Annotated in this window: 22 protein-coding genes and 1 riboswitch; of the genes, 8 read left to right on the top strand and 14 right to left on the bottom strand. The window is 54.6% G+C overall.

Annotation, left to right across the window (positions count from 1 at the left end):
- Positions 1-3 precede the first annotated feature (3 nt).
- The 3 genes from Q3H59_RS22355 to Q3H59_RS22345 are packed head-to-tail and all read right to left on the bottom strand — an operon-like array spanning position 4 to position 1891.
- The gene (locus tag Q3H59_RS22355) at positions 4-762 is read right to left on the bottom strand and encodes a thiazole synthase (RefSeq protein ID WP_309837341.1); all 759 of its coding nucleotides are present in this window, start codon (positions 760-762) and stop codon (positions 4-6) included.
- Between the two features lie 3 nt (positions 763-765).
- Entirely contained in the window at positions 766-963 is a 198-nt protein-coding gene (gene thiS, locus Q3H59_RS22350) for a sulfur carrier protein ThiS (protein WP_101761748.1), read from the bottom strand.
- Positions 947-1891, bottom strand: a complete 945-nt coding sequence (locus tag Q3H59_RS22345) for an FAD-dependent oxidoreductase (RefSeq protein ID WP_309837338.1) — start codon at positions 1889-1891, stop codon at positions 947-949. The genes thiS and Q3H59_RS22345 overlap by 17 nt, the downstream gene beginning before the upstream one ends.
- 129 nt (positions 1892-2020) lie before the next feature.
- Positions 2021-2140: riboswitch (TPP riboswitch) on the bottom strand.
- Between the two features lie 175 nt (positions 2141-2315).
- Here Q3H59_RS22345 and Q3H59_RS22340 point away from each other — a divergent pair.
- Positions 2316-2753, top strand: a complete 438-nt coding sequence (locus tag Q3H59_RS22340; RefSeq protein ID WP_101761750.1) for a 6,7-dimethyl-8-ribityllumazine synthase — start codon at positions 2316-2318, stop codon at positions 2751-2753.
- A gap of 129 nt (positions 2754-2882) precedes the next feature.
- Here Q3H59_RS22340 and Q3H59_RS22335 read toward each other — a convergent pair whose 3' ends face one another.
- Complete coding sequence (locus tag Q3H59_RS22335; RefSeq protein ID WP_101761049.1) at positions 2883-3608, bottom strand: pirin family protein; 726 nt, start codon at positions 3606-3608, stop codon at positions 2883-2885.
- Between the two features lie 123 nt (positions 3609-3731).
- On the opposite strand from Q3H59_RS22335, the gene Q3H59_RS22330 reads away from it, so the two are divergent.
- Positions 3732-4607, top strand: coding sequence for a LysR family transcriptional regulator (locus Q3H59_RS22330; RefSeq protein WP_192234573.1), 876 nt, complete (start codon positions 3732-3734; stop codon positions 4605-4607).
- 104 nt (positions 4608-4711) lie between these two features.
- Here the strand turns inward: Q3H59_RS22330 and Q3H59_RS22325 are convergent, their stop codons facing one another.
- The 5 genes from Q3H59_RS22325 to Q3H59_RS22305 all read right to left on the bottom strand — a co-directional run bounded on the left by Q3H59_RS22325 (position 4712) and on the right by Q3H59_RS22305 (position 10374).
- The gene (locus Q3H59_RS22325; RefSeq protein ID WP_101761051.1) at positions 4712-5944 is read right to left on the bottom strand and encodes an MFS transporter; all 1233 of its coding nucleotides are present in this window, start codon (positions 5942-5944) and stop codon (positions 4712-4714) included.
- 148 nt (positions 5945-6092) lie between these two features.
- On the bottom strand, positions 6093-7037 hold the full coding sequence (locus tag Q3H59_RS22320) for an ROK family protein (RefSeq protein WP_309837335.1): 945 nt from the start codon (positions 7035-7037) through the stop codon (positions 6093-6095).
- Positions 7034-7900, bottom strand: a complete 867-nt coding sequence (locus Q3H59_RS22315; RefSeq protein WP_137387230.1) for an ABC transporter permease — start codon at positions 7898-7900, stop codon at positions 7034-7036. Before Q3H59_RS22315 ends, Q3H59_RS22320 begins: the two co-directional genes overlap by 4 nt.
- Positions 7900-8820 carry an ABC transporter permease gene (locus Q3H59_RS22310; RefSeq protein WP_008108101.1) on the bottom strand — a complete coding sequence of 307 codons (921 nt, stop codon included), beginning with the start codon at positions 8818-8820 and terminating at the stop codon, positions 7900-7902. The genes Q3H59_RS22315 and Q3H59_RS22310 overlap by 1 nt, the downstream gene beginning before the upstream one ends.
- Before the next feature lie 18 nt (positions 8821-8838).
- On the bottom strand, positions 8839-10374 hold the full coding sequence (locus tag Q3H59_RS22305; protein WP_280173231.1) for an ABC transporter substrate-binding protein: 1536 nt from the start codon (positions 10372-10374) through the stop codon (positions 8839-8841).
- Positions 10375-10689: 315 nt separating this feature from the next.
- Here Q3H59_RS22305 and Q3H59_RS22300 point away from each other — a divergent pair, with 315 nt between their 5' ends.
- From Q3H59_RS22300 to Q3H59_RS22290, 3 genes are read left to right on the top strand one after another with little or no spacing between them, the layout of a single operon-like run.
- Positions 10690-11823: an ROK family transcriptional regulator gene (locus tag Q3H59_RS22300; protein WP_309837332.1), complete on the top strand. Its 1134-nt coding sequence runs from the start codon at positions 10690-10692 to the stop codon at positions 11821-11823.
- Positions 11824-11834: 11 nt separating this feature from the next.
- Complete coding sequence (locus tag Q3H59_RS22295) at positions 11835-13277, top strand: M81 family metallopeptidase (protein ID WP_309837330.1); 1443 nt, start codon at positions 11835-11837, stop codon at positions 13275-13277.
- Positions 13274-15076: an ABC transporter ATP-binding protein gene (locus Q3H59_RS22290; protein WP_309837328.1), complete on the top strand. Its 1803-nt coding sequence runs from the start codon at positions 13274-13276 to the stop codon at positions 15074-15076. The genes Q3H59_RS22295 and Q3H59_RS22290 overlap by 4 nt, the downstream gene beginning before the upstream one ends.
- Positions 15077-15177: 101 nt before the next feature.
- Here the strand turns inward: Q3H59_RS22290 and Q3H59_RS22285 are convergent, their stop codons facing one another.
- Both Q3H59_RS22285 and Q3H59_RS22280 read right to left on the bottom strand, forming a co-directional pair.
- A complete protein-coding gene (locus tag Q3H59_RS22285) occupies positions 15178-15624 on the bottom strand; it encodes a tautomerase family protein (RefSeq protein WP_309837326.1) in 447 nt (148 codons plus the stop codon).
- 81 nt (positions 15625-15705) lie between these two features.
- Positions 15706-15918: a hypothetical protein gene (locus tag Q3H59_RS22280; protein ID WP_101761059.1), complete on the bottom strand. Its 213-nt coding sequence runs from the start codon at positions 15916-15918 to the stop codon at positions 15706-15708.
- A gap of 362 nt (positions 15919-16280) precedes the next feature.
- Here Q3H59_RS22280 and Q3H59_RS22275 point away from each other — a divergent pair, with 362 nt between their 5' ends.
- On the top strand, positions 16281-16571 hold the full coding sequence (locus Q3H59_RS22275; protein WP_101761060.1) for a hypothetical protein: 291 nt from the start codon (positions 16281-16283) through the stop codon (positions 16569-16571).
- A gap of 75 nt (positions 16572-16646) precedes the next feature.
- Here the strand turns inward: Q3H59_RS22275 and Q3H59_RS22270 are convergent, their stop codons facing one another.
- Positions 16647-17921, bottom strand: a complete 1275-nt coding sequence (locus Q3H59_RS22270; protein ID WP_110866711.1) for a Glu/Leu/Phe/Val dehydrogenase — start codon at positions 17919-17921, stop codon at positions 16647-16649.
- Between the two features lie 492 nt (positions 17922-18413).
- On the opposite strand from Q3H59_RS22270, the gene Q3H59_RS22265 reads away from it, so the two are divergent.
- On the top strand, positions 18414-19841 hold the full coding sequence (locus Q3H59_RS22265; protein ID WP_277975105.1) for an amino acid permease: 1428 nt from the start codon (positions 18414-18416) through the stop codon (positions 19839-19841).
- Between the two features lie 8 nt (positions 19842-19849).
- Here Q3H59_RS22265 and Q3H59_RS22260 read toward each other — a convergent pair whose 3' ends face one another.
- Positions 19850-21019 carry an ROK family transcriptional regulator gene (locus tag Q3H59_RS22260; protein WP_277975106.1) on the bottom strand — a complete coding sequence of 390 codons (1170 nt, stop codon included), beginning with the start codon at positions 21017-21019 and terminating at the stop codon, positions 19850-19852.
- A 463-nt stretch (positions 21020-21482) separates the two neighbouring features.
- A complete protein-coding gene (locus Q3H59_RS22255; RefSeq protein WP_101761064.1) occupies positions 21483-22064 on the bottom strand; it encodes a TetR/AcrR family transcriptional regulator in 582 nt (193 codons plus the stop codon).
- A gap of 86 nt (positions 22065-22150) precedes the next feature.
- Between Q3H59_RS22255 and Q3H59_RS22250 the strand changes: the two genes are divergently transcribed.
- Complete coding sequence (locus Q3H59_RS22250) at positions 22151-23041, top strand: ABC transporter six-transmembrane domain-containing protein (RefSeq protein ID WP_277975107.1); 891 nt, start codon at positions 22151-22153, stop codon at positions 23039-23041.
- The last annotated feature ends 41 nt before the right edge of the window (positions 23042-23082 follow it).

Here is a 23082-nt window from a genome sequence, read left to right as displayed (position 1 = left end):
TCCTTAACTCAGATTTGCCAGGCCGAAGATCGGCGTGGACGCGGCTGCCATATCGCGCTTCTCCATCAGTCCGGCAGCGCGCGCGGCTTGTCCGGCTTCAATCGCCAGCCGGAAAGCGTTGGCCATGCCGATTGGATCGCCGGCTTTGGCGACGGCGGTGTTGAGCAAAATGCCATCGAAGCCCATTTCCATCGCCTGCGCCGCCTGCGACGGCGCGCCAATGCCCGCATCAATGATCAGCGGGATGTCGCTGAACCACGCACGCATGGCGCGCAGGCCGTCGATGTTACGCAAACCCTGGCCGGAACCAATCGGCGCGCCCCACGGCATCAACAGTTCGCAGCCCGCCGCCAGCAGCTTTTCGCCGACGATCAGATCTTCGGTGGTGTACGGAAATACCTGAAAACCCTCTGCGCTGAGGATGCGCGCGGCTTCCACCAGTGCGAAAGGATCGGGTTGCAGCGTGTCGGCATGACCAATCACTTCCAGTTTGATCCACGCGGTGTTGAACAGTTCGCGCGCCATGTGCGCGGTGGTGACGGCCTCTTTTACCGTGTGACAACCGGCGGTATTCGGTAACACGCGGATATTGAGGCTGGTCAGCAGTTCGCGGAATGCCGCGCCTGCCGCGCCTTCGCGCCGCAAACTGACGGTGATGATGTCGGTGCCAGCGGTGGCAATCGCCTGCTGCAAAATAGCGGGTGAAGGATAGCCAGCGGTGCCGAGCAGGAAGCGTGATTGCGGTTCAAAATCGTAAAACATCGCTTAACCTCCCTGCATCGGTGACAGCACTTCAAGCTGGCAACCTTCATCCAGCCGCTGCGTGTCGTACTGACTTTTTGGCACAAACGCACCGTTATAGGCGGTGGCGACGCAGGCCACATCAATTTGCTGCTCGATCAGCAATTCGCTCAGGCTTGTTGCCTGCGTGTTGATGAGGCGGCCGTTAAGCTGAATATTCATAGTTGAGCTCCCCAGAAATGCGTTGCATCAGCTGCTCTGCCAGCATTGGCGCCAGTAGAAAACCGTGGCGATACATGCCGTTGAGATAAAAGGTGTGATTGTGATAGTGGATTTCCGGCAGATTCGCCGGATAAGCCGGACGCAGCCCGCTGCCGCTCTCAATCACGCGCGCTTCGGCTAATGCGGGATGGATGGCATAGGCGGCGCTGAGTAACTCCATCATGGCGCGCGCGCTGATGGCGCTGGCATCGTCGCTCTCAATCATGGTGGCGCCGAGCATAAAATGGCCGCCGCGACGCGGCACCAGATAGCAGGGAAAACGCGGATGCAGCAGACGAATCGGGCGGGAAAACTGCACTTCATCGCTGTGCAAAATCAGCATCTCGCCGCGCACCGCGCGCAGGCGCGGCAGTTGCGGCGCAGCGTGGATGCCGCGACAATCGATAATTTGGCCGCTCGGCGCGTGATTGCTGAATGACACGCCGCGCGCGATCAGCGCGTCACGCATCTCCTGCAACGCCAGACGCGGATCGAGATGCGCTTCACCGGCGAAAAACAGACCGCGCGTAAAGCGCCCTTCCAGCGCCGGTTCAATGTTGGCGGGATCGACCCATTGATGCTGCTCGGTCATGCGGGCGAAACGGTTGAGTTCCTGGCTATCGCGCGGCGGCGCAACCACCAACGTGCCCTGATGCTCGACGCTGCTGACGCGCTGTTGCCACCACGCGGCGGCGTGTTGCCCAAGAGTGATAACATCGCGCGGCGCGCTCTCGGCTTCACACCAGGGCGCCAGCATGCCGCCAGCAAACCACGATGCCGGGCGGCGCGCGTCATCGCCCATCACCTCAACGTCTTCACCGCGTTCCGCTAGTAAAGTGGCTACGCATAGGCCCGCCACGCCGCAGCCAAGCACGCTCCAGCGGCTCACAGCGCCGGTTCCAGGATGTTCAAACAGGGGGAATTCACATCGGCCTCTCAGTGTTAGCTGAGACCCGCAGATACAGGAGAAGGGAAATGGCGCATACATCGAGCTGGTTTGAGCGCCAGACAGCCCAATGATAAAGACTGTCAGTCTTCCTACGCCAGTATCAACTGGGTCAGGTTCAAAGGGTCGCTAAACCGCGCAGTGCGCTATTAGCCTCTCAGTCTCTTTGGCGAGACTCCCCCGACGCGTCTATTTGTATTGCAGGCGATGGTCGCCGTCAAGCGCGGAATAACCGGATGCTTTACGTGGCATTTAGCATCACGGCATTTATCGCTACTTAGGCTTTGTGGATCACAAACGTAACATATGGTATACAAACACATTATTTTATGCGCAAGAAAACATTACAGGTGATGTCGGAATAACCATGAACAATATTAAAATTGCATTTATTAAAGCCGGCTGGCACAAAGAAATTGTCCATAATGCCTTGGTGGGTTTTGAAAAAGAATTAGCCGATCAATCCGTAGAAGCGGAATTAAAAGTGCTGGAAGTGCCTGGCGCATTTGAAATGCCGCTGCTGGCTAAGCGTTTGGCCGAAACCGGCAAATACGATGCGATTGTCTGCGCTGCGCTGGTGGTTGACGGCGGTATCTATCGCCATGATTTCGTTGCCGCTGCGGTGGTTGATGGCTTGATGAATGTGCAGCTGACCACCAACGTACCGGTATTTTCCGTTTCTTTAACGCCACATAATTTCCAGCCGGTTGATGTGATTGAAAACTTCTATACCGAGCATTTCATTAAGAAAGGCAAAGAAGCGGCGCGCGCAGTGTTAGCGATCCATAATTTGTCGATTGATTGATGCATTAAAAAGGGAGCACCTCTTCAGGCGCTCCCTTTTTATTTATGATGACCTTCAACGGCTCATTTTCAGAATAGTGCCAGTCATCTCGTAAAATAGTCTAACGAACAAAGTACTTGCTATTCGTCATTAACGCTGTGGATGATTCACTTCCAGCGGACGCAGATCAAACACCAGCACTTCCGCATCATCACCGTTAGCAAACTGCAGCGCGCTTTCGTTGCGAACGCGTGCACCGTCGCCCTCTTTGAACTTCACGCCGTTCACTTCGATGCTGCCGCGAGCCACGTGAATATAGGCGTAACGATCGGCATCCAACGCGAAGGTTTGCTGCTCGACACCGTCGAACAGTCCGGCATAAACGCGAATATCCTGACGCACGCTGAGTGAACCGTTATCCCCTGCCGGCGAAATAATCAGGCGCAGCTGACCGCGTTTGTCACGTTCCGCCACTGAAATCTGCTGATAACCGGGAGGCGAATTACGTTCGCCAGGCACAATCCAGATCTGCAGGAAGTGCACGTTGTCCGTTTTCGAGTGGTTAAACTCGCTGTGCGTGACGCCGCTGCCGGCGCTCATTAGCTGCACATCACCCGGCACAATCACCGAACCGGTGCCCATGGAATCTTTATGCTCCAGCGCGCCTTCCAGCACGTAGGAGATGATCTCCATGTTGTTGTGCGGATGCGCACCAAAACCGCGACCCGGTGCAACGCGGTCATCATTGATCACCAGCAAATCTGAGAAGCCGGTTTGTTTTGGATCCCAGTAACTGGCAAAAGAGAACGTATGATGCGAGTTCAACCAACCGTGGTCACCCACTCCGCGTTGTTCTGACAGGCGTTGTTCAATCATGGTCTGCTCCTCAAATTTGCTGTTGGGAGGCGATTGCCCTTCCCGTTGCAAACAAGTATACGTAAACTGATTTGCCTAACAATGCGTCAAAATGACAATGACTGTCACCGAAAAGTGGACAATATGCAGATTGAAGATCTCCGTATTTATGTAGCCGTCATCAAAGCTGGCAACTTCACCGCTGCCGCCGAACAGCTGATGCTGTCGAAGCAGTATGTCAGCCGCCGCATCGCCGCGCTGGAGGAGTCGCTTGGCGCGCGGCTGCTGAATCGCAACACGCGGAAGTTATCGGTAACCGATAACGGCCAGCTGTTTGCGCAGCACGCGCAGCGCATTCTCGATGATGTGCAGGAAGCCGAGCTGGCGGTATCGGGGCGTCGTCAGGTGCTGCAGGGCAGCTTCCGCCTGAGCGTGCCGATGTCGTTTGGTATCAGCCATTTGTCGCCGTTTATTGCCGAGTTTCTCAGCCAGCATCCGGGGTTGCAGTTTCAGGTTGAACTGGCGGATCGGCATGTCGATATGGTGGGTGAAGGATTTGATATGGCGATTCGCATCGGTACGCTGCCAGATTCGAGTTTGATCGCCAGGCGACTGGGCGAGTTCCGCCGCGTGATCTGCGGCAGCCCGTCCTACCTGCAGGGCGCAGGCGCACCGCGAACGCCGGAGGAGCTGAGCGAGCATTTGTGTCTGCGCTACGGGCGCGAAAGCCAGACCGGCTGGGAACTGTTTAACGGCGACCAGCGCAAAGTGATTAGCGTGCATGGGCCGATGGTGAGTAATAACGGGGAAATGCTGCGCGACGCAGCAGTGGCCGGATTGGGTCTGATTATGCTGCCAGAGTTTATTGTGGCGCCAGCGCTGGCGAGCGGTGAGCTGGTGAAGGTGCTGGAAGAGTGGCAGCCGACCTCGCTCCATCTCAATGCGCTCTATCCGCAGCACCGTCAGCGCAGTGAGATCAATCGGGTGTTTATGACATTTTTGCAGCAGAAGTTGGCGTAAAAATTAAGTCCCCGTTGCGGCGCGATCTAATGCGCATATCAAGGGCGGCAATGTGCCCATCCCGGCAATACGTAATATATCGCGCCGCTACGGTAGGTAGGGTGTTAATGACTTTCGTGTGCAAAGGTAATCGATTTACGGCGCGCATCGCGCATCGCCACCGCATGGATCAGCAGACCCAACACCGCCAGAATCGCGCCTACCCAACCGGTGGATTGCCATCCCAGACCAGCTGAAATGGTCACGCCGCCCAGCCATGCACCGAGCGCGTTAGCGAGGTTAAACGCCGAATGGTTCATTGCCGCCGCCATGGTTTGCGCATCACCGGCAACATCCATCAAACGGATCTGCAACACCGCCGCCAGCGCTACCATGGTGCCCACCAGCATGACGTTGATGGCACCTGCCAGCGCATAATGCGCGGCAAACACGAAGGCGCTGAGCACCAAAAATGACCAGATCAGCAAAATGCGGATGGTCTTTTCAATGCCGCGATCGGCCAGACGACCGCCAGCGATGTTACCGATGATCATGCCTAAACCAAACAACGCCAGCACCGCCGGGATCCAGCTCACCGGCATCTGCGCCAGTTCGGTCATGGTCGGCTTCACGTAGCTAAACACCGAAAACAAACCGCCGCTGCCCACCGCGCCAATCGCCAGCGTCAGCAGTACCTGTTTGCGCGTCAGCGCCGACAATTCGCGCAGCGGGCTGGCATTTTTGTCGCCCGCTACGTTTGGCACCCACAGCCAGATCAGCAGCAAGGTCACCAGCGCCAGACCGCCGACAATGGCAAAGGCATCGCGCCAACCAAACCATTGGCCGATAGCGGTGACGGCGGGCACGCCGAGTAAGTTGGCGATGGTCAGGCCGAACAGCACCATCGAGACCGCTTGCGCGCGTTTGCGCCGTTCAACCAAACCGGCTGCGACCAGCGCCGCCACGCCGAAGAAGGTGCCATGTGGGAAACCGGCGAGGAAACGCGCCAGCAGCATCGAGTAGTATCCCGGCGCTATGGCGCTCAGCAGGTTGCCGGCGGCAAACAGGCCCATTAGCGTCATCAGGAAATTACGACGTGAAGCGCGCGCGCCCAGCACCGCCAGCAGCGGCGCACCAATCACCACGCCCAGCGCATAGATGCTGATGAGATGCCCGGCCGAGGGGATCGATACGTTGAGACCTTTGGCTGCATCGGGCAGCAGTCCCATGATGACGAATTCGCCGGTACCAATGGCAAAGCCGCCGGTGCCGAGCGCGAACAAAGCTTTTAGCACGCTCTGACGCGGCAGCGATGCCTCATCCGGCAGCTGAGTAAGTTGGGGTTGTACTGATGACATGAGTTTTCCGAACCGCAAGTGAAGAACTCAGTCAGGATCGTGATTGCCTGAAACAATCATCGTCAGGACTGAGCAGAGTGAGCGGCTTATGATAGCGCAAAATCCCGCTTCCGTAGCGGCGCAATTCATTGCGCGATAAATCGCGCCGCTAAGGAGTATGCGTATTCTGCAGCGCCAACAGCGCTGCGCCCATCATGCCGCCGTGATGCGCGAACTCACCTGGCACCACCAGACGATGTGCGGTGCGGCGTAATACGTAACCCTGCACCACCTCATTTAACGCCGCGATCAGCGGAGCCACCGATGCCAATCCGCCTCCCACCGCCACGCGCGACGCGCCGGTGATATTGATGGTGTATGCCAGCGGCTGACCGACAATTTGCAGCCATGCCTGAACGGTTTGCTGCGCCAGCGCATCCTGCTGCTGCCAGCATTCGATAATCTCAACGCTGCTCGCCGTGCGGTCATGTAACGTCTGATGCAGATTTTCCAGCCCGCGCGCACCGCCGTAGCTGTCGAGACAGCCCTTTTGCCCGCATGGACACGCCTTACGCGGCAGTCGCCGCGTGACGCCACCAATCTCCACTTCGGTTAACGTGATCGGCCCATGTCCCCATTCGCCGGTCAATCCGTTTTGCCCGGTAATGATGCGGCCATCTGCCACCAATCCGCCGCCAACGCCCGAACCCAGAATCGCGCCAAACACCACTTTGTGACCTTTTCCCGCGCCCGCCAGCGCTTCCGCCAGCGTGAAGCAGTCGGCATCGTTATGCACAATCACCCGGCGTTGCAGCAGCGCGCCCAGCTCGTTCGCCAAACTGTGCTGGTGAAACGCGGGGATATTGCTGGCAAATATCTCGCCAGTTTCGGGTGCCACAATGCCCGCGGTGGAGATCGCGACCGCACTGCTGGCGGTAAACTGCAGGTGATGCTGGGCTATCATGCGACGTACCAGCGCGGTGAAATCGTCCCAGCTGGTAGCCGGAATTTTATGCTGATCGAGCAGGATTAATTGATCCTGCGCATTCATCACGCCTAGCTTGATAAAAGAGCCGCCCAGATCGAGGCAAATCACCGCAGATTGTCTTCTCATAAACGTTTATCCATCACATCACGCAAACCGTCGCCCAGCACATTGAAGCCCAGCACGGTAATCAAAATCGCCAATCCAGGGAAGAGTGACACATAAATATTCAGGCCGAGGAAGTTGCGCCCATCGCTCATCATGGTGCCCCACTCCGGCATCGGCGGCTGCACGCCTAAACCGAGGAAGGACAAACTGGCGGCGGACAGCACCACCGCGCCCGCCGTCAGCGTGGATTGCACAATCAGCGGTCCAATTGAGTTGCGCAGAATGTAGTGCGTAATGATGCGCGGATAGCGCACCCCGAGCATATGCGCCGCTTCGATGTACTCCATGTTCTTCAGGCCCAGCGTCAGGTTGCGGCTCAGACGCGCATACACCGGAATCGAAAACAGCGAAATGGCGATCAGCATATTGGTCAGTCCTTCGCCGAGCACGCTAACGATCAAAATCGCCAGCACGATGCCGGGAAAGGCGAAGATGATATCCATTACCCACATGATCAGCGCATCCATCTTGCGTCCCGCTAAGCCGGAAATGATGCCGAGCGGAATACCGATCACCATGGAGATCGCGACGCTGAGGCTCACTTCAAACAGCGTGATACGCGCGCCGTAAATCACGCGCGAAAAAATATCGCGGCCATAATCGTCGGTGCCAAACCAGTGCGCGGCCGACGGCGCTTGCAAGGTGTTGAGCAGATCCTGCTCCACCGGATCCCAATGGGTAATCAGCGGGGCCAGCGCGGCGGCGAGCACCACCAGCAGCACTAACGCACCGCCGATGGCAATGGACGGATTTGCCAGTAAAGTGCTGATCAGGTGTCGGCTGCGCGAACGCGGCGGCAGCACGGAAGTATCAATGCTGTTCATCAGTCGAACCTTATTTTTGGATTGAGCAAGCCAATCAGGATTTCGCCCACCAGATTCATCAGTACCACGCCAGTCACGGCCACCAGCGTCACGCCCTGAATCACCGGATAATCGCGGTAGCGCACCGAATCCACCAGCAAGCGGCCAATGCCCGGCCAATTGAACACCGATTCAGTGACCACCGCGCCGCCAATCAGGCTGCCGAAGTTGAGCGCCACAATGGTGACAATCGGGATCAGTGCATTTCGCAGCGCATGCTTCCAGTTAATGCTGGCGGAGGATAATCCCTTGGCTTTGGCGGTACGGATGTAATCCTGACTCAGCACATCCAGCATGCTGGAACGCGTCATGCGGGCGATCATCGCCATCGGTAGGATTGCCAGCGTAACCGTGGGCATGATGTAGTTTTTCCACGAATCGGCGCCCAGCAGCGGTAACCAGCCCAACTCGACCGCGAAGTAATTCATCGCCAGTAGCGCCAGCCAGAAGTTGGCAATCGACGCACCGGCAATGGTCAACACCATCACGATTTGATCCGGAATCCGCTGGCGATAAATGGCGCCAGTCATGCCCGCCGGAACACCTATCGCAATCGCCAGCAGATACGCCAGCGCCGCCAGCGATAAGGTGTACGGCAAACGCTCGCTGATCTCCGTCATCACCGGACGCTGCGACTGCAACGACAAGCCAAGGTTGCCGTGCAGCGCTTCCGCCGCGAACTTGACATATTGCAGCGGCAGCGGCTGATCGAGCCCCAGCCGCACGCGCATACTGTCCACCGCTTCCTGCGGCGCTTCCGGTCCCGCCATTAGCCGCGCCGGATCGCCCGGCAGCGCGCGGATGGCGATAAACACGATAATCGACACGCCGAAAATGATTAACGGCAGCGAAAGCACCTTTTTTGCGACGTACGCTTTCATATCACATCAGCCATGAGGTTATTGCTTCACTGCGTCGCGCACGACGATTTGTCCGCCCGGTTGCATAACCACGCCGCTGATATTTTTACGTGCGGCATAGAGATCGTCCTGATAGAACAGCAGCACCTGCGGCGCTAATCCGCTGATCTGTTTTTGCGCCTGGAAGTAGAGATCTTTGCGTTTGGCATCGTCGAGTGTGGATGCGGCGGTATCGATCAGATCATCGGTTTGCTTGTCGCTGAAGAAGCCCAGATTGGCCCCGCCCGGCGCAAAGCTGCTGGTGTGATACAGCGGACGCAGCTGCAGATCTGAGCCATATAAACCGGAAGACCAGGACGCGAGCACCGCATCGGTGCCCTGCGCGGCTTTCTCTTTGCCATCAGCAAATGCCGCTTTGGTCCACACGCCGCTCTCCATCTGGCGCACGTTAAGTTTCACGCCGATTTTGCTCCACATGCCCTGCAGCACTTGTGCGGTACGCGCATCCGGCGCCTGCACCGCAATCGACATCGGGAAACCGTCGGCGTAGCCCGCCGCTTTCAGCAAATCTTTGGCTTTTTGCAGATCGTACGGATAGTCATGCAAGCTTTTGTCATAGTTGGGATCGACCGGTGCCAACGCGGAGTTTGCCGGTTGCGCATAACCAAACATGATGGCTTTCACCAGCGCCTGCTGGTCGGTGGCGAAATTCAGCGCCTGACGCACGCGCACATCGCTCAGCGCTTTGCTTTGGGTATTGAGATCGACCCAGAACACCGCCGCGCCCGGCGACTGTTTAAGATTTACGTTGGCGTTGTTTTTTAACATGCCGGCAAACTGCGGCGGCACCGGGTTAATAATATCAACCTGACCCGATTGCAGCGCCATATTCATCACCGAAGGCTCGCTGCTCCACGTCCATTTAATTTCATCCGGCCCGGAAGATTTTCCCCAATAGTCGGGATTCTTTTGTTCAAGTACATATTCACCGGATTTGTACTGCACCAGTTTATAAGGCCCGGTGCCGTCGGCTTTATTGTTAATACTGCCCGCCTTGTCCGCTTTTGGGCTCACCATTAATCCTGGGCCGGAGGCTAAAACAGTTAAAAAAGCCGGATTGATTTTTTTCAGCTGAAACGTGACGGTAAGATCGTCTTTTTTCTTCACGTCCTGAATAAAGGTGCGAATTTTCCCACTACCCGCTAAACCGCGCTGCGTATTCAAATGACGCTGGAAGTTTTCCACTACCGCATCGGCATTAAAGGGCGTGCCGTCGTGGAATTTCACATTGGGTCGCAGGGTAAAGGTCCAGTTAAGTCCGCTGTCATCGGATGTCCAGGATAATGCCAATGCCGGAATGATTTTGCCGTCATCACCGAGACGCGTCAGGCCTTCGTACATTGGGTCCAGCACCGTGCCGGTAAAGGTCGCGGTTTGGTTGCCAGGATCCATGCTGCGCGGTGGTTCGTTCTGCATGATCACCAGCTGGCTGGCAAAAACGGAGGCGCTCGCCATCGACGCCAGTAAACAGCCGGCCAGCGTCAGTACCTTGAAATGCTTATTTTTGCTTTCCATGAAGGCCCTCAATGAATCATTGAAATGATCGGTGAATGAACGCTCGTCATTTTCACCACGCACATTCGGTAGCGGCGCAATTTATTGCGCAATGAATTGCGCCGCTACGGAATGTACGCGAATCGATAATGTCATCCATCGTATTTGACAAGCTTGCCGCTATATAAGCCACACTCACCAAACAAAAGCCAATAGGTTGGTTCATATAATTTACTTATAATCAGATCTACATTCAGAAATTTAACTAAATAGCGTTGTATTTGTTTTCTGTCCTTATTATTGTCAGCGCATAGTGCTAACGCTGTGAGAACTTCAATGCTCAATGCCCACCAGCAACAAATTCTGCGCTTACTTATTGCGTCGCATGGCATGAGCCGCACCGTGCTTGCGGAAAAAATGAAATTAAGCAAAGCCGCAATTAGCACGCTGGTGAAAGAGATGCTGCAGGCCGGATTGCTGGAAGAGAGTATTCCGGAATCCAGCGGCCAGGGTCGCCCATCGGTGTTATTAAAAATGCGTGCCGACAGCGCCTATTTTCTCGGTGCCTCGCTGCTGGACGAACGCGTGGTATTAGTGCTGATTGATATGCACGGCCGCACGCTGGCCGCCACCCAGATGCCGTTGAATCTCGATCCACCGCAGCTGGCAAAAACCATTGCAGCGGCGATCCCGAACCTGATTGCGCAGAAATCAATTACGCAGGATCAGCTGATTGGCCTGGGCGTGACGCTTTCCGGCTTTGTCGATGAACATCAGGCGATTTGCGTGCAGTCGGCGCTGCTGGGCTGGAAGAACGTGCCGCTGGCGGAACTGCTAAAACAGCAAACCGGGCTGGAAGTGTCGTTAGAAAACGATGCCAAAGCGCTGGCGGTGAGCGAGAAGATTTTCGGCGTGGCAAAAAAGACGCGCAACTTCACCCTGATCTCGCACGGTGACGGCATTGGGTCGGCGCATTTCTTTCAGGGCCAACTGCATCGGGGCGCGCACGGCGCTGCCGGTGAAATCGCCCACTGCACCATCGAGCCCGGCGGACGTCCCTGCCGCTGCGGCAAACGCGGCTGCCTCGATACGCTGGCCTCGTTAACCGCCATCCGCGAAAGCGTGCGTGATAAAGCGCTAGAGTGTGAATCGATTACCGAACTGGAAGCGCTGGCGGTGAAAGGTAACAGCGCGGCGATTGCCATTTTGCATCAGGCCGGTCATGCGCTGGGCTTATCCATCGCCAATATTATCCAGATGAACGATCCCGAGTTGATTGTGATTGCGCATCAGCCCAATGCGTTTGATGGATTGCTTAAAACCGTGGTGATGCAGGCCATCGACAGCCATGTGCTGCCGTCGATTATCGGCAAAACCCCGATCGCCAGCATGGTGATCAACGAAGAGAGCTGGGCCAGAGCCGCAGCCAGTGTGGCGGCGTATCGTTTTATCATTCATTTACCCGACTAGCGGAGGCTGCTATGCGCATTGCTTTTGGTGGCATTCATACTGAGTGCAGTACTTATAATCCGGTGCTGAATTATGCCGACGACTTCCGCATCGTGCGCGGGGATGAACTGACCACCAATCCTTATTTCGCCTTTTTGCAGGATTATGATGCCGAGTTTCTGCCGACCTTCCACGCGCGCGCCATCGCCGGTGGTCCGGTGGCGCGCGTCACCTACGACGATTTTAAGCAGGATTTTCTGACGCGCCTCGCGGCACATTTGCCGGTGGATGGCGTTTATCTCGCGATGCACGGTGCGGTTTATGTTGAAGGCATGGAAGATGCCGAAGGCGACTGGATCAGCGCCACGCGCGAGTTAGTCGGCGCGGAGTGCCCGATCACCGTCAGCTACGATCTGCACGGCAACGTTACGCAACGCATCATTGATGCCATCGATATGTTCTCGACCTATCGCACTGCGCCGCACATCGATGTCGAAGAGACCATGCGCCGCTCGGTATCGATGCTGGTGAAAAGCCTGCAAACCGGCGTCAAACCCGGCGTGGTGTGGGCGCCGATTCCGGTGGTGTTACCCGGTGAACGCACCAGCACCGAAGATGAACCCGCCAAAAGTTTGTATGCCCGTTTGCCCGCGATAAACCAGCTGGAGCACGTCTGGGATGCGTCGCTGATGGTCGGTTACGTCTGGGCCGATGAACCGCGCGCCACCGCCGCCGCGATCATGACCGGCACCGATGCCGATGTGCTGGCGGAACAGGCGGCTAAACTGGCGCTGGCTTACTGGCAGGCGCGCGATGAATTTAGTTTTGGCTGCGTCACCGGCAGCATTGAAGAGTGCGTCAGCATGGCCATCGCCAGCGAAACCGCGCCGGTGATTCTGGCTGATTCTGGGGATAATCCCACCGGCGGCGGCGTCGGCGATCGCGCGGATGTGTTGGCGGAACTGATTCGCCAGGATGCGCAGCAGGTGATCGTGGCTGGTATCACCGATAAACCGGCCACTGACGCGGCCTTTGCTGCTGGCGTTGGCGCAAGCTTAACGCTGACCGTTGGCGCATCACTCGATCCGGCCGGCGGCAAAGTGCAGGCCGAATTTGTGGTGAAACATCTCAGCGATGATGCGCGTTCGCTGGCGAAACAGGCGCTGCTGCAAACCGACGGCATCACGCTGGTGGTCGCCGACCGTCGCCGTCCCTATCACAACTTGGCGGATTTCGCCCTGCTCGGCCTCAATCCTGCAGCGGCTAAAATCGTGGTAGTGAAGTCCGGTTATTTGTCGCCGGAGCTGGCCCCGCTGGCCAATCCCAACCTGATGGCGCTGTCGGAAGGCGTAGTCGATCAATATGTGGAACGCTTAACTCGCCAGCGCAAATTGCAGCCCGCCTATCCGTTCGATACCGATTTCACTTATCTGCCGGTTAGCCACTTATCGGCACGCTTTATGGCAGCGAAATGAACGCGCCCGCTTCAGCAGTCGAACCGGTGCTGCGCATCGAAAATCTGACCGTCGCCTTTCGCGTTGAGGATCACTGGCGCGAGGTGGTAAAGAACCTGTCGCTCACCGTTAATGCCGGTGAAACGCTGGCGATTGTCGGTGAATCCGGTTCGGGGAAAAGCGTCACCTCGATGGCGATCATGCGCTTACTCAACATGCGCCACGCGCGGGTCAGCGGCAAAGTGCTGCTGAACGGCGTCGATCTGCTGACGCTGAGTGAATCCACCATGCGTGACATTCGCGGCAATGCGGTGGCGATGATTTTTCAGGAGCCGATGACCAGCCTGAATCCGTCGTTCACCATCGGCAATCAAATTGCTGAGGCGCTGATCAATCACCGCAAAATCAGTAAACGCGTCGCGCGTGAAGAGACCATTCGGCTGCTGGAGAAAGTGCGTATTCCCAACGCGGCGAAACGCTTCAATGATTATCCGCACCACTTTTCCGGCGGCATGCGCCAGCGCGTGATGATTGCGATGGCGCTGGCGCTGCGGCCAAAACTGCTGATTGCCGATGAACCGACCACCGCGCTGGACGTCACCATTCAGGGGCAGATTCTTGACCTGATCAAGACGTTGCAGGAAGAGGAAGGCACGGCGGTGCTGTTTATCACCCACGATATGGGCGTGGTGGCAGAAGTGTCGGATCGCACGCTGGTGATGTATCAAGGCGATGTGATGGAAACCGGCACCACCCCCGCGATTTTTTCCGCGCCCGCTGCCGATTACACCCGCACGCTGATTGCGACCGTGCCGCAGCTTGGTGCAATGCGCGGCATTGCTGGGCCGCGTAAGTTTTCCTTTGACCCGCGCGACGCATCTGAGACCAACCCTGTATCGACATCGCAGCAGCCGCTGCTGTCGGTGAAAAATCTCAGCACCCGCTTCAGCATCCACGAAGGCGTATTCAGCCGCAAAACCGGCGCGGTACATGCGGTGGAGAACATCTCGTTTGATCTAATGCCGGGCGAAACCTTGTCGCTGGTTGGTGAATCGGGCTGTGGAAAATCCACCACCGGACGTTCACTGACGCGCCTCGTCACACCCGACGCGGGTGAAGTGGCCTTTGATGGTTACGACGTACTGAATCTTTCTGTTCATGAGCTGCGCACTTTGCGCCGCGCCATGCAGATGATTTTTCAGGATCCATTTGCCAGCCTCAATCCGCGCATGTCGGTGCTGGAAGCGCTTACCGAGCCTTTTCTGCAACATCGTTTAGGCAGCAAAACCGAGGCGCGCACGAAAGCCGCCTCGCTGATGGAGCGCGTCGGGTTATCCGCTGACATGATGAAACGCTATCCGCACGAATTTTCCGGCGGCCAGCGCCAGCGTATCTGCATTGCTCGCGCATTGATGCTTGATCCAAAAATGATCATCGCCGATGAATCGGTGTCGGCGCTGGATGTCACGGTGAAAGCGCAAATCATCAATCTGCTGCTCGACCTGCAACAGAGCCTCGGCTTGTCGTATCTGTTTATTTCCCACGATATGGCGGTGGTTGAGCGCATCAGTCATCGCGTGGCGGTGATGCTGCTGGGTGAAATCGTCGAGATCGGCCCGCGCGCGGCAATATTTGAAAATCCGCAGCATGATTACACGCGCAAATTACTGTCGTCGGTGCCGGTGCCCGATCCGGCGCGACGTCATGTGAAGCGCCAGATTGACATCAGCGAGCTGAAAAGCCCGGTGCGTGCATTGGGATTTGTGCCCGAAGCGCGACGTTATCGTGAGGTGAGTGAGGGGCATTGGGTAATGGAATGACTGCTTTTTACAAAGCGTACACGCTGTAGCGGCGCGATTTATTACGCATGAAGTTTATGCACCAATGCGCGATATATCGCGCCGCTACGATTTGTGCGGCTCTAAACTATCATCCCCAAATCCAACATCTTCCCGCCGCTAAAACTCCAGTCTTCGGGCTGGGTTTGCTGGATGATGATCATTAAATCATTGGGATCGAGATTGAGCCGCTGTTGCAGCCGTTCACTCAACACCCGATAGGTTCTCCGCTTCTGTTCCGCGCTGCGCGGTTTGCCTGCCACGATGTTCAGCAAAACATAGCGATCGCTACGACCACCGCTGAGATAATGGCGATCGTAGATAAAGCGCGGCGCCGCCAGCGATTCAATCACCTGAATGCGTTGCTGCCCGCGGCGGGAAATATGGGCATCGCACTGTGTCAGCACAATGCAGCAGATGGTGCGCAGCAGATGCTGGCGCAGCTTACGCGGCGTGCGGTGGCAGGCTATATTCATCACAGTGAGGTTGGAACGGCTTAGATGCGTTGTGCTAGCGGGTAAAACATCCATTGCTGGCCAGTTTCTTTCCTGCTCGTTAAAGTTAAATACAACCTTCTGCCGCTATTTTTCAGGCAGAAGGTTTTTCACACATTATTCTTTCATGCATAACAAGCAAAATACCGCTCGGCTGTTGGGATAATGCGTGTGGAAATATTGCCAGGCATGGTCAGGAGAATAAAATGATCCCATGAACACACGATTATCATAGGCAGGAGCCAGGCGGCAACTATCGCGGTGTAGATTGCAGCACCCTTCTGTATCTGCCTGACTAAAGACATAAAAATCCGTGATGCTTAAGTTCATCCGCTACTCCTCATGGGCAGAGATAAATACTAATTAATAAAAATCTTTAAAATCGCCCGTTGCGGATACTATTTGTACACTTTTTAGTAATCAGCCCAAAGTGAGCCATAAAATAATTATAGTCTGCGTGGAGTCGGCTGTCTTTAATTAAAAATAAACTTATTTAAGCCGAACGTAATAAAAGAGTAATTTAATAACTATTATTTAACCCTTTTTGTCGCTGCGCTTAATAGGGCCAGTATTTACTGTTAACGGCGGTCATCACTTATAAATTCGCGCTAAGATTTATCTTAAAAAAATGAAATTCATTTCTTGTCAATTAAACTTAAGTAAACTTAAATTAAGCCACCGGAGATAATATCATGCTCAGTTATACTATCCGTATCGAATTGAAAGAACCCACCGCTGGCGCGCAAATTGAATTGCTCTATGCGATGCTTGAGAATGGTTTCGCGCGTAGCTTGGTGTGCGAGAAAGGCTACACTTATGTGTTACCCACCAATGAATACGTTTATGTAGGCAGCGAGAATATAAGGAGTTTAACCGACCGGGTGGTCACTTTGGTGAGCGAGTTCAGTGAGGATCCTTCGGTGATGATTACTCAATCCGCCGCAAGGTGCTGGTCAGGTTTACGCGGCGTAAACCTCGCTTAATAGCGAAGATAAACGCCCTCTGCCCACTACGAAGGCGTTTATCCTTTAATTTAAATAAACTTAAAATATAATTAATTAGCCCGGATAAATACCGCGATCTTTACGTGCCAGTAAAATACGTTCGCAGGCAACGATATAAGCGGCAGTGCGCAGCGAGCAGCGCTTTTCGGCGGCCTTGTCCCAAACGTGAACCATGGCTTCGGTCATGATGCGGTCCATACGCTGGTTAATCTCATCTTCGCTCCAGAAGAAACTCGCCATATCCTGCACCCATTCGAAGTAACTCACCGTTACCCCGCCAGCGTTACAGATTACGTCTGGCACCACCTGCACGCCGCGACTCGCGAGCATATCATCTGCATCCGGATAAGTTGGGCCGTTTGCCCCTTCCAGTACCAGTTTGGCACTAATAACTTCTGCGCGCTCGCGGGTAATTTGTCCTTCCAGCGCCGCCGGGATCAGAATATCCATGGCGGTGGTCCAGAACTGCTCTCTGTCGATCTCTCGCGCGCCAGGGAAGCCAGCAATCTGTTTATGTTCGATCTGCCATGCAGTCAACGCGGCTAAGTCAATACCGCCTTCGTTGAGTAAGGTTGCGGTGTGATCCTGAATCACCACCACACGCGCACCGGCTTCGGCGAACAGACGCGCGGCTTCGCTACCGACATTACCAAAGCCCTGCAGCGCCACGCGTGCGCCTTCAATGGTGATATTGGAGCGTTGTGCCACTTCCCGACCGGTAATAAATACGCCACGCCCCGTCGCTTTCTCACGCCCTAACGAGCCGCCAAGATGGATCGGTTTACCGGTGACCACACCGGTAATGGTGGTGCCGTGATTCATGGAGTAGGTATCCATCATCCACGCCATCACTTTGCCATTGGTGCCGACATCGGGTGCGGGAATATCTTTCTGCGGGCCAATAATCAGGCCGATTTCACTGGTGTAGCGGCGGGTTAATCGCTCCAGTTCACCTTCAGACAGCGAGTGCGGATCGACACGGATGCCGCCTTTGGCGCCGCCATAAGGCAGGTTAACCGCCGCACACTTGATGGTCATCCAGGCGGATAGCGCCATCACTTCATTCAAATCGACAGCAGGATGGTAACGCACGCCCCCTTTGCCCGGCCCGCGTGAGAGATTGTGCTGTACGCGATAGCCTTCGAAGTGGCGAATCGAGCCGTCATCCATCTGCACCGGGATGTCGACAATCAGTGCTCTTTTGGGGTGACGCAGGGTTTCTATCCAGCGAGACAATTCACCAAGATGAGGCGCAACACGGTCAATTTGGCTCAGGTAGGTAGTCCAGGGAGATGTACTGCTTTCAGAAGCGTAAGATAACTTTTCCATGAGAAGCCTGTAGGTTCAGAGTTATTTATATTGAAAAGACGTGGAAAGGTAATGCATTGCACTAGACGGAAAGTAATTTAACACCTTTTCAGACAAGCGGGTCAGGCCAAATAAGAGGGGTTTAACTTTTTCGACACAAAAATGCCTGAATAAATGAATAACTAAGCATTAAAAAAGAGCCACATACGGCGCATATCCATGCATTAATTATGCACTTAATTGCATAAATTTTGATTTTATCCCTATTTTTCAGTTCTTTGATGGTCATCAAAAAGTGAATAAACTGTTATTTTTCCGCATTGACTTTGTTAACACTCGCCACCACGATGAGTAAAACCCAGCTGGAAACCTCCATCATGAATTAGCGTTTTATTAATTTCGTTTTTCTTTCATCTATTTAAACGTGCCTCTTTAAGGTTCAACCCATATTTGCCATTGATGCTTGCGGGCAGGCATCGTCATGCGTCTTTTCGCCAGACTGAAGGAATCATTGTGTCTAACAAACCTACACAAGGGCAGATTCAGCCTGCTCGGGCTCACGACGCCCCGCAAAAACTGCAGCGAGGGCTGAGCGAACGCCATATTCAGATGATCGCGCTGGGCGGATCGATCGGTACCGGGCTGTTTATGGGCGCGGGACGCAATATTGCGGTAGCCGGAACCTCGATATTAATCATCTACCTATTGGTGGGTTTTTTTAGCTATATGGTGATGCGGGCAATGGGGGAAGTGCTGCTTAGTCGGCTCGACTATCGCTCGTTTGCCGATTTTGTCAGTGATTATCTCGGCCCCAAAGCCAGCTTCTTTCTCGGTTGGTCGTACTGGCTAAGTTGGGTGGTAACCTGCATCGCCGATGTGGTGGTATGCGGCGCGTATATGCAGTATTGGTTCCCGGAAATGTCGGCGTGGATACCCGCGTTATTTACCCTCGGTATTTTGTGTCTGTTTAACATGTTGTCGGTGAAGGCTTTTGGTGAAGCTGAATTCTGGTTTGCGCTGATCAAAGTGATCACCATCATCGCGCTGATCATCACCGGCGGATGGATGGTATTTACCGGCTGGACCTCGCCGGATGGCGTTAAAGCCTCGGTGCACAACCTCACCGATCCTGCGGTGTTCATGCCGCATGGCATCACCGGTTTTCTGGCTGGTTTTCAGATCGCGATTTTCTCTTACACCGGCATTGAGCTGCTCGGCACCATGACGGCAGAAACGCGCGATCCCGAGAAAATTTTGCCGCGCGCGATCAACTCTCTGCCGCTGCGGATTGTGATTTTCTACTTGCTCTCGATGATGGTGATCATCGCGGTGACGTCCTGGCAAGGGGTATCGCCGGATACCAGCCCGTTCGTGACGCTGTTTGCCAAAGCCGGCTTGCCTGCGGCGGCAGCGATCATTAATTTCGTCGCACTCACCTCGGCGATGTCTTCCGCCAATAGCGGCGTCTACTCCAGCACCCGCATGTTATACGGCTTATCGATCGAGAAGCATGCGCACTGGCAGTTTCGTATTCTTTCACGCACCACGCGTATCCCGCTGCGCAGCCTGCTGTTCTCCTGCTTCTGCATGCTGAGCGGCACCTTGCTGCTGTTCCTGGTGCCGAATGTGACAACACTGTTCACCATCGTTTCGACGCTGGCCGCCATTCTGGTGATCTATTGCTGGGGTATGATTCTGGTCTCTTATCTGGTGTACCGCCGGCAGCGTCCGGATCTGCATCAAAAATCCAAATTTAAGATGCCCGGCGGCAGGATGATGGCGTGGGCGACGCTGATGTTCTTCCTGTTTTCGGTAGTGATCATGATATTTGATTCCGACACGCTCGCCGCGCTAGCCGCTTCGCCGGTGTGGTTCATTGCGCTGTGGCTTTGCTGGAAGATGAAGGAGAAGCGGAAAACGGCAGTGAAGGTAGCGGCATGATTAGGCCGCTACTTCATCAACACGTTAAACTGTGGATTGAACTCGTCGAAAATCGGCAGCGCGGCGGCACCCAGCGCGGCGGTATCGCTGCCGGTCATACCGATCTTTACGCGTGTTCCGGTGAGGTAGCGACCGCGCACTGACTGATAGAGCGGCGGCAGTCGACGCATGATTTTATCCAGCAGCACCGCAGGCATCATGCCGCCGATTATCACGCTTTCGGCATCGAAGATGCATTCCAGCAGGTTAATCGCCTGACGCAGCGGCGTTAACACGCTATCGATCCATTTATCGAACAGCGCCGGATCGACTTCCAGCAAATCTTCCGGCAAAGCGGTCATCGGATCGAGCCCGCAAAACTCGTACGCCGCCTGCAGTGAAACATAGCGTTCTAAACAGCCGTGGTTGCCGCAGTAACATTCGCGTCCGCCCGGCTCCACCACCACATGCCCGACTTCGCCGGCGTTATGCGCATGGCCGCTATAGACGTGCCCATCCATGATGATGCCAGCGCCCAAACCGGTGCCGATGTAGAGATAGACAAACGAATTGAGCTGACGCGCGACGCCATGAAAGCGCTCACCAATTGCTGCCACCGTGGCATCGTTTTCCAACGTCACCGGCACGCCGCTCATCGCGGCGAGTTTGGCTTCGATATTCACCTGTTCCCAGCCGTGCAGCGTGGTCGGCCCCATTGACGAGATGCCCTCAACACCAAACGGACCGGGCATCACCACGCCAATGCCCAGCACTTTCTGCCAGCGATCGCCCAGCTGCGTTTTAATTTCGCTGAGCACGTCGGCGATGCGCGCTAATGTGGCATCCGGCTGGGGCTTTTGTACCAGAATCAGGCGGCGAAAATGAATTTCGCCGGTGAGATCCACCAGCACAATCAGCAGCGTTTGGTGATCAAGATGGATGCCGATCGAAAAGGCGCTGGCGGGATTAAGCGTCACCGGAATTGCCGGTTGCCCGCGTCCTTGTTTGCGCGGCGCTCGGCTGGTGAGCAGTTCGGCCTGCTCCAGCTCCGCCACAATATTCGACACGGTTTGCGGCGTCAGGGCGGTGAGACGAGCCAGCTCGGCGCGGGTCAATTCGCCGTGCAGGCGAATGGCTTCAATGATCACGCGGCGATTGTGCGCCCGTGCGTGTTCCAGATTGGTTCCCGACGTTTTCACCTTGCTCCCTTCCCTTTCGTCACCTGCGCTGCGAATAGCCGCATCAATATCTCTGATCGCACACACATTTTACAACCCTTTCGGGCAGGTGAATGGTTGAGGCAGGGATGTCGATAATTTTAACTCTTGGTGACCATCCCAACGGTTATTTGATAAAAAGCCAACCTGCCACGGCTACCAGGCCGGTTAACAACGATGCGAAAACCGCGCCTGTTACGAATGAATGAGTTGTCGTCTGAAATAAATGATGAACGGGCATGGCTCTGCATTTGTATTTGGTTAGCCCCAGCAGTGGATGTTGCTAGTAGAGCTTTTTCCCGTTTTATAGCCCACTTCATAATTTAAACATATTCATCCGGGGGGCTTGCAGGAGACAGAGTTGAAGCAAAACGCTTCTGCCGCCCCTAAGTCTTGACCGCTCCACCCTTGCAGTTCAGGGCCGTCACGCTAAATTAATGTTTTATCAGCATGTCAGTATGTTTCTATGGATAAAATCGTCGATATCTTCCTTCGCCTGCTCTACTAAGCCTTTAGATGGCAGGGTTAAAATCTGCTCACTATAACCAAACAGCATTGCATCCAACTGGCGCGCTACGCGGTGCACATCAACAATTCGGAACGACTGCTCGTCCATGCCTGTCTGTATAATGTTTGCCAGCACCTCATGCCACTCATCCAGAAAGGTTTGCATCAGACTCGCGTAAGCTTCGTCATGAGTAGAGAGTAACCATAAGGAACCATATAATTTACGGGTCGGGTCGGGGGCATCGGTAATCATCCCGTTAATAAATTCCTGCAATTTTTGCCTGGCGGATAAAGGCTGAATGATGAAACGAAATTCCTTAATTTCTGCATTGATAAAACTTGTTACTGCCGCGAGACTCAGCGACTGCCAGTCTTTAAAATAATGGTAAATATGGCTTCGTGATAGGCCCAGATACTCTGTTACATCTCGCGTTTTAACCTTATCAATACCCTTCTCTGTAAATAACTCAATAACCGCATTAAGAATTTTCTCTTTCATTAGCTCAGATTTAGCGTTCATCTCTTACCTCAGTTGACTTTGAGCGGTTGCTCAAATAACATATACCATTATTGAGCACTTGCTCTATTTTAACAGAAGTACCACTCATGAACACTGAAAATATAAAGGCTATCTCCCCGACCACAAGCGCCTCCGGCACGCTGAAATCACTGGCTAACCGCTACCGCAAAAAGCTTTTCTTTACTTTTTTATTGGTCGTTGCCGAAAACTTCACTTATCTGTTGTATCCGATTCTGGCTGGCGTCTCCATTAACGCCATCATGTCCGGGCAGACGATAAATGCGATGCTCTATGGCGTATTGATCTTATTTATCTGGTGTCTGGGTGCAGCGCGCAGAAGCGTTGATACCCGCACTTTTGCCAGGATTTATGCGGCCCTGGCGGTATCCGTGATTAAGACTCAACGTAAAAATAACTTTAATCATTCAACCGTTGCAGCACGGGTTGTGTTGTCGAGAGAGTTTGTTGATTTTTTTGAACTGCACTTTCCTATGCTCATCACTTCGCTGTTTTCGATGATGGGTGCCGCAGTAATGTTGCTGATTATCGAATTCTGGGCGGGTATTGCCTGTTTGGTCATCCTGGCTTTACTGGCCTGTTTCCTGCCTGGTTTTGCCCGTAAAAATGAAGTGCTCTATAACAAACTCAATAATCGGCTGGAAAAAGAGGTTGATTTTGTTAGCAGGGCGACATCGTTATCTTTACAGCGACATTACTCCACGCTCGCCAGATTACGCATACGCCTCTCCGATCGCGAAGCAATGGGATATCTGTCAATCGGCGTGCTTGTCGCCATGCTATTTAGTCTGACCATTATCTGGATGACGCAGACAACGGGGATCAGTGCCGGGCACATTTATTCGGTCATGACCTATATGTGGATGTTCGCTACCAGCCTGGATAATGGCCCTCAACTGCTGGAGAAATACTCCCAGCTGAGTGATATCGGCCGCCGCGTCCATACGGAACAAATCTGATCCTAACGCACACTGCAAATTTTACTGCTTATTCCCGGATA

Origin of the sequence: Pantoea sp. SORGH_AS_0659 (assembly GCF_031453915.1) — a bacterium.
In the GTDB taxonomy this organism is placed as follows: Bacteria; Pseudomonadota; Gammaproteobacteria; order Enterobacterales; family Enterobacteriaceae; genus Pantoea; species Pantoea leporis.
Note: the sequence above shows the minus strand (reverse complement) of the source record. Positions and strands in the feature narration are given on the sequence as shown.